Here is a 13,636-nt window from a genome sequence, read left to right as displayed (position 1 = left end):
GAACCTCGTGCACTACACGGACACCCAGCTGCTCATCGACGGCGAATGGACGGCCGCGCAGGACGAGCGCACCCGCCCCGTCCTGAACCCGGCGACAGGCGAAGAGATCGGCACCGTCGCGCACGCGAGCCGCCCGGATCTCGACCGCGCCCTGGCCGCGGTCGAGCGCGGCTTCGACGTCTGGCGGGCGATGACGCCGGCCGCCCGCAGCAGGATCATGCGCCGGGCGGCCGAGCTCGTGCGCGAACGCGCCGACACGATCGCACGTCTGATGACGATGGAGCAGGGCAAGCCGCTGAGCGAGTCGCTCGGCGAGACGCTGGCTGCGGCCGACATCATCGACTGGTTCGCCGAGGAGGGCTTCCGCGTCTACGGCCGGACGGTACCGTCCCGCCACGATCTCGCCGTCCGGCAGCTCGTCGTGAAGGATCCGGTCGGGCCCGTGGCGGCCTTCGCGCCGTGGAACTTCCCCATCAACCAGGTCGTGCGGAAGCTCGCGCCCGCACTCGCGTCGGGTTGCTCGATGCTCGTCAAGGCGCCTGACGAGACCCCGGCGAGCCCGGCGGAGCTGATCCGCGCCTTCCACGACGCGGGCATCCCCGACGGCGTGCTGTCGCTGGTCTACGGCACGTCGCGGGAGATCTCCGCGTACGTCATCCCGCACCCCGTGATCCGCAAGATCACCTTCACCGGATCGACCGAGGTGGGCAAGCAGCTCGCGGCGCTGGCCGGCCTCCATATGAAGCGCAGCTCGATGGAGCTCGGTGGTCACGCGCCCGTCATCGTCTGCGACGACGCCGATCTCGAGCTCGCGATCGCGACGATGAGTCGCGCGAAGTTCCGCAACGCCGGCCAGGTCTGCGTCTCCCCGACTCGATTCCTCGTGGACGAGAAGGTCGTCGACGAGTTCAGCGACGGGATGGCCCGCGCCGCGAAAGCTCTGACCGTAGGGAACGGGCTCGCGGAGACCACCGAGATGGGTCCGCTCGCGAACGCCCGCCGGCTGGACTCGATGAAGGCCCTCCAGGCGGACGCCGAGGAGAAGGGCGCGACGGTCCTCGCCGGCGGCCGGCAGATGGCCGGATCCGGGTACTTCTGGGAGCCGACGGTGCTCACCGACGTTCCAGTGCATGCGGACGTCTTCAACGACGAGCCGTTCGGCCCCGTGGCGGCTATCCGCTCGTTCCGCGATCTGGACGAGGCGATCGTCGAGGCGAATCGGCTGTCGTTCGGCCTGGCCGGCTACGGGTTCACCCGCTCGCTCGCCCACGCGGATGCACTGACCCGCGGGGTGGAGGTCGGCATGATGTGGATCAACATGCCCTCGACGCCCTCGGCCGAGCTGCCGTTCGGCGGCGTGAAGGAGTCCGGCTACGGGTCCGAGGGCGGGCCCGAGGCCATGGAGTGTTACCTCAACACCCGCACGGTCAGCACGCTGCACCGATAGGGGCGGCGGCCCGGCGCATCAGTCGCCGTTGATGTAGACGGCCTTCTGATAGAGGAAGCCCTCGATGTGCTGGGGCCCGCCCTTCCAGCCGTAGCCGCTCTGCTTATAGCCGCCGAAGCCGATCGACGGATCGGTGATGCCGTAGCAGTTCACCCACACCATCCCGGCCTGGATGCCGCGCACCATCGTGTTGACCGTGCCGACGTCCCGCGACCACACGGCCCCGCCGAGGCCGTAGACGGTGTCGTTCGCGAGCCGGAGCGCGTCCTCGGCCGTGTCGAACGGGATGACGGAGATCACCGGGCCGAAGATTTCCTCGCGGGCGATCCGCATGTCGTTGCTGACCTGGCTGAAGATCGTGGGTTCGACGAAGAAGCCGTTCGCATGCGCGCCCCCCATGCGCCGGCCGCCGACCACGAGCTCCGCGCCTTCCCGCCCGCCGATGTCGACGTAGCCCATCACGCGCTCGAGCTGCTTGTCGGAGATGAGCGGGCCGAGCTGGGTGTCGAGGTCGAGCGGGTCGCCGACGCGGATCTGACGGGTGAACTCGGCCATCCGGGCCACGAACTCGTCCTGGATCGAGCGCTGCACGAAGACGCGCGTGCCCGCGAAGCAGACCTGCCCGGAGTTGGCGAACACGCCCATGGCCGCGCCGGGCACGGCGACGTCGAGGTCGGCGTCCGCGAACACGATGTCGGGCGACTTGCCGCCGAGCTCCAGCTGCAGCCGCTTCATGTTGACCGCGGACGCCCGGATGATCTCGCGCCCGGTCTCGGTGGATCCCGTGAAGGCGATGCGGTCGACATCCGGATGGGCGGCCAGCGCGGCCCCGGCCTCGCGGCCGAGTCCGGTGACGACGTTGACGACGCCGGCGGGGACGCCGGCCTCCATGACGAGCTCGGCCGTCCGGAGGACGCTGAGCGAGGCATCCTCGGCAGGCTTCATCACGGCGGTGCACCCCGTCGCCAGCGCCGCCGCGACGATCCACCACTCGCTCATCAGAGGACCGTTCCACGGGATGATCCCGCCGACGACGCCGACCGGGGCCTTGAGGGTCATGGTCGTGAAGTTGCCCGGCATCGAGTTCGGCAGCGTCTCACCCGCGCCGGCGGTGGCCTGGCTCGCGAAGTAGGCGATCAGGCGCAGCGTCCAGTCCTTGGTCGCGTGCATCCGCGCCAGCGGAACCCCGACGTCGAGCGACTCGATGAGGCAGAGCTCCTCCCAGTGGGCGTCCACGAGATCGTGCAGCCGGTGCAGCGCCATCTGCCGCTGATACGGCGTGAACCTGCTCCACGGGCCTTCGAACGCGCGGCGGGACGAGGCGACGGCGCGGTCGACGTCCGCGCTCGTCCCCCGCGCGAGCGTCGTCAACACCTCGCCGGTGGCCGGATTCCAGGTGTCGAGACGTTCTCCGTCCGAGACGTGCCACCCACCGTCGATGAAGTGCCCGAGGTCTCCGCGGGTCACGATCGCGGGGTACGCGGTCTGCAGTGCGGTCTGTTCGCTCATGTCTACGACTCCTTGCCTGTCTGGGTGAGCACGATGCGCCCGGCGACGGCGCCCTGCCGCACCAGCTGGAGAGCTTCGTTGGCCTTGTCGTGGCCCATATGGACGATCGGAATGGGCTCGAGCGCGCCGGCATGAGCGAGAGAGAGCACCTGCTCCAGGTCGCGCAGCGTCCCCACGCCGTTTCCGAGGATCGCCCGCCGGGTGAAGACCATCTGGGCGAGCGGGAGCTCCATCTCGCCCCCAGCGAGGCCGACGAGCACGAGCCGGCCCCCCTGCGCCAGGGCGTTGAATGCCGCGTTGGCGGTCGAGGTCCGGTTGACGAAGTCGATCGCGTACATCAGCGGTCCGCCGGCGGCGGCGATGATCGCGCCGCTCAGGTCCTCGGTGCGCGCGTCGACGTAGGCGGAGACCCCGGCCGCGAGAAGGTCCCGCTCCTTCGTCGGGTCGATGTCGCTCACGATGATGTTGCGGTGTCCGATTCCGCGCAGCATCGCCACCGCCGACCGGCCCAGGCCGCCGGCCCCGATCAGGAGCACCGGCGCATCCGGATCCGCGATCTCGAGCTTTCGGATCGAGGAGAACACCGTGACGCCGGAGCAGGCGTAGGTCGCGGCGACCGAGGGGTCGATGCCGCCGAAATCCACGAGGTAGCGCGGATGCGGAACGGTCACCTGCGTGGCGAACCCGCCGTGGCGCACGACGCCGAGGTTCGCAGCGCTGGCGCACATGTTGTCGTCGCCGGCGAGACAGCGGGCACAGTGACCGCAGCCGATCCAGGGGAACACGATGCGCTGATCGCCGACACTCACACCCTCGGCGTCCGGCCCGACGGCGGAGACGACGCCGACCACCTCGTGGCCGGGTGCACGCGGAAGCGTCACCCCGCGATCGAGCAGCTTGACGACCTTGCCGTAGCCGAGGTTGTACTCGCCCTCCCAGAAGTGCACGTCGGAGTGACACACCCCGCAGTGCGTGACATCGACGACGACCTCGGTGCCTTGCGGCTCAGGGGTCTCCAGCTCCACCCATTCGAGCGGCTGCTTGGCCTCGACGACGGCCCATGCGTGCATAGCTTCCTCCTTTGGTCAACCTATCAGACGACGACGATCGGCTTGATGACCTCCGGAGCGCGGGAGCGCATCAGATCAAGGGCGTCCTCGAGGCGATCCCACCCCTGGAACCGATGGGTGACCAATGGCGAAGGATCCAGCCGGCCGACCTCGATGAGCCGGAGCAGTCGGGTGTAGAACTCGCGGCCCGTGAGCACGAACACGCCCGTGAGAAAGCGCTCGAGGCCACCGTAGGCCCACACGTCGAGCGGGATGCTGACCTCCTCCTCGAAGAACAGCGAGACCACCGCGACGTGTCCGCCGGGCTTGACGATCCGCATCGCCGTGCTGAACTGCTCGCTCGCCCCACCGCCGGACGCGACGAGCACGGAATCGGCCAGCGCGCCCTCGGTCGCCGCCAGGACCGCGTCGGTCACCGGGCCCTTCGTGTAGTCGACGACGTGCGTCGCACCATAGGCGCGCGCCAGTTCGACGGTGTTCGGACGGGACCCGACCACGACGATGCGCGCGGCGCCGCGCATCGACGCGGCCGCCACCGCCATGAGCCCGACCGGTCCGATGCCCAGGATGACGATGGTGTCGCCGAAGTCGATGTGCATCCGCTCCACACCCGTGAACCCCGTCGCAACCATGTCGGGCACCATGAGCGCCTGCTCGTCGGTCACCGCATCCGGGATGTGCGCGAGCGACAGGTCAGCGTCGGGTGCGCGCACGTACTCGCCGAACATCCCACCCTGAAGGGGATCCTCCGAGAAGTACGCCATGTTGTTCGGGTGGTACTTCGCCTCGCCGCGCTGCGCCTGTGGTATCCGCCAATCCGGCCCTCCCGCGGACATCACGACCCGGTCGCCCGGTGCGAAGTCCTTCACCCGGTCGCCCACGCGCGCGATCACACCCACGGCCTCGTGACCGATCGGCTTCCCGATCGCGTTCGGGAACGATGCCGCGGCGATCAGGTGCACGTCCGTCGTGCACGTCGCGACCGCGGTCGGCCGGACGAGCGCGTCGTACGGACCCAGCGGGGGGATCGGGACGTCGCTCCATGAGGCATCGTCCTTGCCGTGGAGGACGTACCCGCGCATGGACTCGGGCATTCGCGCGTTCCTTTCAGTGTCCGTGGTCGTGGCCTGTCAGCGTGTCGGGCGTGAGCGTGCCCGCCTCGATGGCGCATTCCTGGCGTCTCATCTCCCGCTCTTCGCCGGCGCGGTCGCCGGCAGCGCGCGCGGCGAGCCGTCTCAGCGCTGTCGGCGGGAGATGGCATCCGCCCGGGAGCGCGCCGCGGAGCTGTTCCGTGGACAGCGACGAATGCGCAGCACGACTCTCGGCGCGGGGTCCGGGGACCCGACCGACCGTGTACACGCGCCGCGCGGTGCCACCGCACGAGACGCACGAGCTGGACGAGGGAACGGGCGTGGCCTCCCAGCTCTCGAAGGTGCACCGGCAGCCGGCGCAGCGATAGTCGACGACGATCGCCATGGCGTCACTCGGCCCCCGCGGCGAAGCCGAAGTGCTCGCCATCGGCCGGGTCGTGGTTCACCCAGACCTCCGCGTCGTGCGCATCGCGCAGCATCACCAGACGTTCGATCGACAAGCGCGCGTCCTTCGACGAGTAGTCGTACGGGGTCGGCATCCCCGTTTCGAGCGCCGATCGCACATGCACGGTGTCGCCGGCGAGGATCATCGTCCTGTCCGGGAGACGCACGAGCAGCGACTTGTTCCCGGGCGTGTGGCCGGGCATGTCGAGGATGACGACCGACCCGTCGCCGAAGAGATCCAGATCGCCCGGCACCTGATGCCAGGCGAAGCCCCGGGTCTTCTCCAGATCGGGGCGCCGGATGATGCCCTCGTCCGACGCGTTCGGCCAGAACGCGTACTGCAGATCGCCCGCCCCGATGTAGAACTTGGCGTCCGGGAAGAGGAAGAGCCCGCCCGTGTGATCCTGATGCGCGTGCGAGACCACGACGTGGGTCACCTGCGTGGGAGAGAACCCGATCGCCTCGAGCTGATTCACGAGCAGCTGGCTCTCCGTGATCCGGATCGTGACGACGTCCACGAGGAGGGAATACACCGACATCGGGTCGCCGAAGGCCTCCGGCGTGAATCCGGTGTCGAAGAGCACGATCCCGCGCGGATGCTCGATGACGAAGCTCGGCACCGGGATCGTGATCTCGCCGCTCCCCCCGACGACGAGCTCGCCGAGATCGAGGGTGATGGTCGGACCGTGAAGGCCCCAGATCCGCGTGGCGGTGGTGGTGGTCTTCTCAGCGCTCATGTGGTGAAGCACTCCTTCGTGCGAGGGGGGTGGGGGTTGCCTCAGCGTTCGAGGACGATCGCGACGCCCTGGCCGACGCCGATACAGATCGCGGCGAGCGCGACGCCTCCGCCGCGGCGGGCGAGCTCGTGCGCGGCATGGCCGATGATGCGGCCGCCGGACGCACCCAGGGGATGTCCGATCGCCAGGGCGCCGCCGTGGACGTTCAGCCTTTCGGGATCGAGGTCGGGCCAGCCGGCGAGGCACGCGAGCGCCTGCGAGGCGAACGCCTCGTTGAGCTCGACGAGATCCACGTCCGCCCACGTGCGCCCGGCACGGGCGAGCGCCTTGTTCGCCGCCTCGATCGGCGCGAGGGGGAAAACGTCGGGATCGACGCCGTGGGCGGCGCGGCCGGTGATGCGCGCGAGCGGCTCCCGCTCCAGCACGCCCTCCCGCCCGAGCAGCACGGCGGAGGCGCCGTCGTTGATGGGCGACGAGTTGCCCGCGGTCACGGTGCCGTCGCCGCGGGGCGCGAACAGCGCCGTCAGAGCCGCGAGCTTCTCCGGAGACGTGTCGTCGCGGATGCCCTCGTCGCGGGCAAGCTCGGCTCCGGGGACCTGGACGATCTCGGCGTCGTAGACACCGTCCGCCCACGCCTGCGCCGCTCGCCGATGCGAGCGCACCGCGAAGGCATCCTGCTCCTCCCGGCTGATGCCGCCCTCGCGAGCGACCTTCTCCGCCGACTCGCCGTTCGAGATCGTCCAGCCAGGCGGCAGCGCACGATTGGTCATCCGCCATCCGATCGACGTGTTCCACAGCGTCTGGTTGCCGACCGACGGCCACGACCTCGGCGACTTCTCCATCACGAACGGCGCCCGGCTCATCGACTCGACGCCACCGGCCAGGACGATGTCGGCATCGCCCGCCTCGATCGCCCGGGAGCCCTGGATGACAGCCTCGACGCCCGATGCGCAGAGCCTGTTCACCGTGACGCCGGTCACCGAAGTCGGGAACCCTGCCAGCAGCGCGGCCATGCGCGCCACGTTGCGGTTGTCCTCGCCGGCCTGGTTGGCGTCCCCGAGGATCACGTCATCGATCCGGGCGGGATCGAGCCCGGCGCGCTCCACGGTCGCCTTCATCACGACCGCGGCGAGATCGTCCGGGCGGATGCCGGACAGGGCACCGCCGGCGCGGCCGAACGGGGTCCGGACCGCGTCGTACACGAAGGTCGTCATGTCCCCGCCTCCCGGAGAGTGAGGCCGGTGAGCGCGGAGAGGGAGGCGACCGTGTTGTCGCCGAACGCTTCGCGGACGGCGAGGCCGTCGGGCGTGACGTCGAAGATCGCGTGGTCGGTGTAGACGCGGGTGACGCAGCCGACGCCGGTGAGCGGGTAGGTGCACGACACGACGAGCTTCGGCTCGCCCGTCTTTGTCAGCAGATCGGTCATGACGTAGACGCTCTTCGCGCCGATCGCGAGATCCATGGCACCGCCGACGGCGGGGATCGCATCGGACCCGCCGGTGGACCAGTTCGCGAGGTCCCCGCGCTCGGAGACCTGGAACGCGCCGAGGACGCAGACGTCCAGGTGGCCGCCGCGCATCATCCCGAACGAGTCTGCGTGATGGAAGTACGCCGCCCCCGGGACGGCCGTGACCGCCTGCTTGCCCGCATTGATCAGGTCGGGGTCGATGTGCGTCGGATCCGGCGTCGGGCCCATGCCCAGCAGGCCGTTCTCGGTGTGGAGGATGATCTCCTGATCCGCGGGCAGGTAGTCGGCGACGAGCGTGGGGGCACCGATCCCGAGGTTCACGTAGGAGCCCTCGGGGATGTCGGCGGCGATGCGCTGCGCAAGCTCGTGCCGGTCGATCGTCGCGGTCATCGCGGGTTCCCCGCCAGGTCCACTCCGCCGACGAAGGCGCCGTCCTGCAGCCAGCCCCGCGCGCCCACCGCGACGACCCGGTCCACGAAGATGCCCGGCGTCACCACCGCCTCCGGATCCAGTTCCCCCAACGGGACGATCTCGTCGACCTGCGCGATCGCGGTCGTCGCCGCCGCCGCCATGATCGGCCCGAAGTTGCGGGCTGTCCGCCGGTACACGAGGTTCCCCCAGCGGTCGGCCTTCAGCGCCGAGATGAGCGCGAAGTCCGCGAAGATCGGGTACTCCAGCACGTGGGGCCGGCCGCCGATCTCGCGGGACTCCCGCCCCTCCGCCAGCTGCGTGCCCGCCCCGGTCGGAGAGAAGAATGCGCCGATGCCGGCGCCCGCCGCGCGGATCCGCTCCGCGAGATTCCCCTGCGGGACGAGCTCCAGCTCGATCTCGCCCGCGTGGTACAGCCGATCGAACACCCAGGAGTCGGTCTGCCTCGGGAACGAGCAGATGATCTTCCGCACCCGCTTCGTCGCCAGCAGAGCCGCCAGACCGACATCGCCGTTGCCCGCGTTGTTGTTCACGATCGTGAGGCCCGTGGCGCCCTGCGCGATGAGCGCGTCGATCAGCTCGACGGGCTGGCCCGCGCGGCCGAAGCCCCCGATCATAATGGTCGCCCCGTCCGGGACACCGTCGATCGCGGCCGCCGCGTCCGGCACGCTCTTGTCGATCATGAGGGATCGAACACGATGATGCCGCGGAGGTTCGCGCCCGCGTGCATGTCCGCGTACCCCTGCGCGATGTCGTCGAGCGCGTACCTGGCCGTCACGATCCCGTCGAGCTGCAGCTGACCGCCCCGGTACATCCGGATCTGCCGGGGGATGTCGGAGGCCGGGTTGCTCGCGCCGAACAGGGCTCCCTGGAGACGCTTCTGCATCATCGTGAGCTCCCACGGGCTCACCGGGATCCCGATCTCCTGCATCTTGGCAGCGCCCGTGACCACGACCGTGCCGGCCTTGCGGATCGCGGCGAAGCCCTGCGCGATGTGCTCGCCGGTCGTGACGCCGGTCGTGACGATGACGACGTCGGCGCCCTGTCCGTTCGTGATCGACTTCGCGAACGCATCCGCCTCCGCGATCGTGACGTAGGCGTGGGTGGCCCCCATCCGCTCTGCCGCCTCGAGCTTGAAGCGGACGGGGTCGACCGCGATGACCGTGCTCGCCCCGGCATGTCGGGCGCCCTGGACGGCGTTGATGCCGATCCCGCCGATCCCCATCACGATGACGACGTCGCCGGGGTTCACCTCGCCGGCGTACACCGCGGACCCCCAGCCGGTGCCCACCCCGCACCCCAGCAGGCACGCCGTCTCGAGGGGGAGATCCTTGTCGATCTTGATCGCGGATGCCGTCGAGATGACGGTCCGCTCCGCGAACGCACCGAGGCCCGACAGCTGTCCCACGGGGGATCCGTCGAGGGAGAACCGGAAGCTCTCCGGGTCGTCGAACCGGGAGCCCACCAGGGTGTGGGCCCCGATGTCGCAGAGGTTGGACATCCCTTCGGCGCACCAGCGGCAGCGACCGCAGCTGGGTACGAAGGAGAACACCACGTGGTCGCCGACCTCCCAACCCGAGGTGTTCGGTCCGACCTGCTCGACGACGCCGGCACCCTCGTGTCCCGGGATGATCGGGTAGTGCTCGACGATCAGGTCGCCGGTCTGGACGTGATCGTCGGAGTGGCAGAGCCCCGTCGCCACCAGGCGGATCAAGAGCTCGTCCTGGCGGGGCTCCTCGAGGTCGAGCTCGACGATCTCCAGGGGGCTCGCCCGCTCGCGGACGATGGCCGCTCGTGTCTTCATGTCCGTCCGCCTCTACTTGATGGTGCAACCGGCATCGACGGGCAGCGCGACTCCGGTCACATACCTCGCCTCGTCCGACGACAGCCACAGCACGGCGTTCGAGACGTCGACGGATTCGACCCACGGGATGGGGAGCAGGTTGGAGCGCGTGAACCGCTCGATGAGCGCCTCGTCCGTGCGATCCTCGATCGCGAGGTCCGGCGCGAACTTCTCGTACGACACCGGGTTGATCAGCATCTCGGTGTCGACGTTGGTGGGATTCACGCAATTGACGCGGATCATGTCCTGGGCCAGTTCGACGGCGAGCGTGCGCATCAGCCCGATCACGCCGTGCTTGGTCGTCACGTAGTGGCCGATCCCCGGCGCCGGCATCAACCCCATGACGGAACTCGTGATCGTGATCGCGCCGCCGCCGCGCGCCCGAAGATGCGGGATCGCCGCCTTGGCGGTGTGCCAGGCGCCGGTGAGGTTGATGTCGATGACGTCCTGCCACGCGTCCTCGGCCAGGCTCTCGAGCGCACCGAAGCTGATCACGCCGGCGTTGGCAACGACCGTGTCGAGGCCCCCGAGCCGAGCGGCGGCCTCGCTCACACCGGCCGAGAGGGCCGCCTGGTCGCGGACGTCGATCTCGAGGGCGACGATCCGCCGTCCCGTCGCTTCGACGGCTTGGACGGTCGTCGTCAGGTCGTCGGGCGTGGCCATGGCGTAGGGCACCGTCGCGAAATCCCGGCAGGAGTCGACCGCGATGATGTCGGCGCCCTCCTCCGCGAGACGTACGGCGTGGCTCCGGCCCTGGCCTCGGGCGGCTCCCGTGATGAGAGCGATTCGGCCGCTCATTCGTCCGGTCATCTGGTGTCGAGTCCCTTTCAGCTCTTGGGGGAACGGCGTCGGAAGACGAAGCGGCGTCCCATCAGGAGCGAGGCGCCGACCGCGAGGATCAGGACCGCTCCGTTGACGACCTGCGTCCAGGTGTAGGGGAAGCCGCCGACCGCGAGGCCCTGGCCCACCCACACGAGGAAGATCCCGCCGGTCAGCGCGCCCCACACCGTGAATCGCCCCCGCGAGAAGATCACGGTCGAGAGGAAGACCGCCGCGAACGCGGGGAGCAGGAACGAGCCCGCCGCATCCGGCGCCGCGCCGTCCTGCGCTGCGGCGAGGACGATGCCCGCGATCGCCGCGAGCAGTCCGCCGAGGACGAACGAGCCGATGCCGACTCGCCGCACCTTGACGCCGGCGAGGCGCGAGGCGTCGCGATTGCTCCCGAGCGCCCGCGCGTACCGACCGTAGGGGGTGTGCTCGAACGCGATCCACAACAGCAGCGCGACCACGATGAGGAAGAAGATCATCCAGGAGATGCCGTTGGCGATCTGCGTCAGCCAGCCCACGGCGGCGAGGACGACCAGCATCGCTGCGGAGACGGCAATGCCGATGATCCACGACGTGCGGCGCGCGAGCGGCAGCACGTGCGCGAGCCGGTGAGCCAGGAAGACGGCGGTGGCGACGATCAGGCACCACCCCAGCCACGCTGGGATCTGGGAGCTGTAGTTGCCGAACGACGTCGCCTCGCCGGAGAACCATGCCGGCGGCGCCAGCCCACCGGGGACCGGGCTGAGCTGGGCTGCGCCGGAGATGACGTTCGAGATCCCGAGGAAGAGGCCGCCGGTGCCCAGCGTCGCGATGAACGTGTGCATACCGAACTGCTCGACCAGGATGCCGTTCAGCAGCCCGCCGGCGAGGCCGACGACGAGGCAGATGGCGAGCACGAGCGGGAAGGGCAGGTCATTGTTGATCACCAGGCTGATCGTGAGCGTCGCGGTGAGGCTCGCCATCGACGCCACCGAGAGGTCGAACATCCCGACGGTGATCGTCGGCAGGACCGCGAGCACCAGCAGCAGGACGGGCGCCTGCTGGTGGATGTCGAGCATCCGCAGCTGCACGTTCGCGAACGTGCTGCCCAGCCACAGGCCGTAGATGAGGAAGATGACGACGAACGCGGCGGGCGTGATCGAGATCCGCAGCAGATCCGACACGAACTCCTGTTTCGACGCGGACGACGTGCGCACGGGCGCCGTCTCCGGGCGACGGTCCGCCTCGAGTCGCGGCTTCGTCGCCGGTTCGGGCGGGGACAACCTGGTCATACGAAAACGCTCCACTCTTGAGTAGTCATGTCTGCGGCCGTGCGCAGCGGGCTCAGCGTTCCGGCCTCGACGACGGCGACGCGATCGCAGACGGCGCGAATGTCCTCGACATCCGAACTGACCACGACCACCGCGACGTCGCTGTTCGCGAGCCGCCGGATGAGTCGGTAGATCTCGGCCCGCGTCTGGACGTCGACGCCGCGCGTGGGCTCGCACAGCACGTACAGGTGCGCGCCCTGCTCGAGCGCCCGGCCGAAGATGACCTTCTGCTTGTTGCCGCCGGAGATCCCCCCGAAAGCCCGCAGCGGTGAGGGCGGCCGGACGTCGAGGGCGTCCACCGCGGCGCGAACGGCGTCGAGCTCGCGATCGTTGCGCAGCCAGAACCCGAAGCTCGTCCACTTGCGCAGCGCCGAGATCGAGAGGTTCTCACGGATCGTGAGCATCTCGAACCCGCCCTGGCTCTCCCGGTCCGGCGGCACCAGTGCCCGGCGGGTGCCGGATGCCGAGATCACGCGCCCTCGCTCGGGCGCGAGACTGCCATGCACCATGAGCGCGAAGTCGTGGAGCCCGGAGCCCGGGATACCGGTGACGCCGAGGATGTCCCCGGCGCGGATGGTGAGATCGATCGGTCCGGCGAGGCGCGCCTGCGCGGCCTGCAGCTCCACGATGACCCGGCCAGGCCCCCCGGAATCGGGCCGGGCCGCCCCCTGCTCGTCCGGCGCGAGATCCATGGGCGTGCCGTTCAGCGCTCGGACGATCTCGCCCGATTCCAGCCCGGACCGATCCGTGTCCACCGCGACCGATCCGTCGACGAGGACGACGAACCGGTCGGCCGCGCCGAACACCTCCTGCAGCTTGTGGGTGACCATGATCACGATTCCGCCCGCCTCGACGATCCGTCGGAGCTGTGTGATCAGCCTCTCGGCATCCCGTGGCGGGAGAGTCGAGGTGCTCTCGTCCATGACGAGGATCCGCGCGCCGCGCTGAAGTGCCTTCGCCACAGCGACCAGCGTCTTCTCACCCGGTGAGAGCGCGCCCACCTGCTTGTCGATGACGTGCTCCAGGCCGACTCTCGCCAGCGCCTTCTCAGCGGCCCGCCGCTCCTTCGAGCGATCGATGATCACCCCGAACCAGCCGAGAAGACGCAGGCCCAAGCGGAGGTTGTCGACGACCGACAGGTCGTTGATGAGTCCGAGATCCTGATGCACGAAGCCGACGTCGGCACGACCCGCGAGACTGCCGACCCGCTTGCCGCCCACCTCGATGGCTCCGCCGTCGGCGGCGTAGATGCCGTCGAGAACCTTGATCATCGTCGACTTGCCCGCGCCGTTGGGCCCGAGAAGACCGACGAACGTCCCCGGCTCGATCGTCAGGGAGACGTCATGGAGCACCGTGACGCCGCCGAAGACCTTGCGCAGTTCGCGGATCGTCAGTCGTGGCGCCAGGAGGGTCCCGCCACCCGGCTGGTCCGGGGAGTCGTCGGTCGTCTCGAGCATGGC

The 13,636-nt window shown here is 69.6% G+C and carries 13 protein-coding genes; 1 reads left to right on the top strand and 12 read right to left on the bottom strand.

The window, feature by feature from the left end:
* Window positions 1–7: 7 nt before the first annotated feature.
* On the top strand, window positions 8–1,447 hold the full coding sequence (locus ABCS02_RS12840) for an NAD-dependent succinate-semialdehyde dehydrogenase (RefSeq protein WP_345836029.1): 1,440 nt from the start codon (window positions 8–10) through the stop codon (window positions 1,445–1,447).
* Window positions 1,448–1,465: 18 nt separating this feature from the next.
* Here the strand turns inward: ABCS02_RS12840 and ABCS02_RS12835 are convergent, their stop codons facing one another.
* Genes ABCS02_RS12835 through ABCS02_RS12780 form a run of 12 tightly spaced genes read right to left on the bottom strand, consistent with a single transcriptional unit; the run spans window position 1,466 to window position 13,633 of the window.
* A complete protein-coding gene (locus ABCS02_RS12835; RefSeq protein WP_345836028.1) occupies window positions 1,466–2,956 on the bottom strand; it encodes an aldehyde dehydrogenase family protein in 1,491 nt (496 codons plus the stop codon).
* Between the two features lie 2 nt (window positions 2,957–2,958).
* Window positions 2,959–4,026: an alcohol dehydrogenase gene (locus ABCS02_RS12830; RefSeq protein WP_345836027.1), complete on the bottom strand. Its 1,068-nt coding sequence runs from the start codon at window positions 4,024–4,026 to the stop codon at window positions 2,959–2,961.
* Window positions 4,027–4,049: 23 nt separating this feature from the next.
* On the bottom strand, window positions 4,050–5,120 hold the full coding sequence (locus ABCS02_RS12825) for a zinc-binding dehydrogenase (protein WP_345836026.1): 1,071 nt from the start codon (window positions 5,118–5,120) through the stop codon (window positions 4,050–4,052).
* Window positions 5,121–5,133: 13 nt separating this feature from the next.
* Entirely contained in the window at window positions 5,134–5,502 is a 369-nt protein-coding gene (locus tag ABCS02_RS12820) for a hypothetical protein (protein ID WP_345836025.1), read from the bottom strand.
* Between the two features lie 4 nt (window positions 5,503–5,506).
* The gene (locus ABCS02_RS12815) at window positions 5,507–6,298 is read right to left on the bottom strand and encodes an N-acyl homoserine lactonase family protein (RefSeq protein WP_345836024.1); all 792 of its coding nucleotides are present in this window, start codon (window positions 6,296–6,298) and stop codon (window positions 5,507–5,509) included.
* A gap of 41 nt (window positions 6,299–6,339) precedes the next feature.
* Entirely contained in the window at window positions 6,340–7,512 is a 1,173-nt protein-coding gene (locus tag ABCS02_RS12810; protein WP_345836023.1) for a thiolase family protein, read from the bottom strand.
* Window positions 7,509–8,156, bottom strand: a complete 648-nt coding sequence (locus ABCS02_RS12805) for a 3-oxoacid CoA-transferase subunit B (protein WP_345836022.1) — start codon at window positions 8,154–8,156, stop codon at window positions 7,509–7,511. Before ABCS02_RS12805 ends, ABCS02_RS12810 begins: the two co-directional genes overlap by 4 nt.
* Window positions 8,153–8,878 carry a 3-oxoacid CoA-transferase subunit A gene (locus ABCS02_RS12800; RefSeq protein ID WP_345836021.1) on the bottom strand — a complete coding sequence of 242 codons (726 nt, stop codon included), beginning with the start codon at window positions 8,876–8,878 and terminating at the stop codon, window positions 8,153–8,155. The genes ABCS02_RS12805 and ABCS02_RS12800 overlap by 4 nt, the downstream gene beginning before the upstream one ends.
* Window positions 8,875–9,999 carry an NDMA-dependent alcohol dehydrogenase gene (locus ABCS02_RS12795; RefSeq protein ID WP_345836020.1) on the bottom strand — a complete coding sequence of 375 codons (1,125 nt, stop codon included), beginning with the start codon at window positions 9,997–9,999 and terminating at the stop codon, window positions 8,875–8,877. Before ABCS02_RS12795 ends, ABCS02_RS12800 begins: the two co-directional genes overlap by 4 nt.
* Before the next feature lie 12 nt (window positions 10,000–10,011).
* Complete coding sequence (locus ABCS02_RS12790; protein ID WP_345836019.1) at window positions 10,012–10,836, bottom strand: mycofactocin-coupled SDR family oxidoreductase; 825 nt, start codon at window positions 10,834–10,836, stop codon at window positions 10,012–10,014.
* Between the two features lie 29 nt (window positions 10,837–10,865).
* Window positions 10,866–12,137, bottom strand: a complete 1,272-nt coding sequence (locus ABCS02_RS12785; protein WP_345836018.1) for an ABC transporter permease — start codon at window positions 12,135–12,137, stop codon at window positions 10,866–10,868.
* Window positions 12,134–13,633 (bottom strand): ATP-binding cassette domain-containing protein, encoded by a 1,500-nt coding sequence (locus ABCS02_RS12780; protein WP_345836017.1) that lies wholly within the window; start codon window positions 13,631–13,633, stop codon window positions 12,134–12,136. The genes ABCS02_RS12785 and ABCS02_RS12780 overlap by 4 nt, the downstream gene beginning before the upstream one ends.
* Window positions 13,634–13,636 lie beyond the last annotated feature (3 nt).

Source organism: Microbacterium sp. X-17 (genome assembly GCF_039615055.1).
This window is presented reverse-complemented; position numbering and strand designations above follow the sequence as displayed.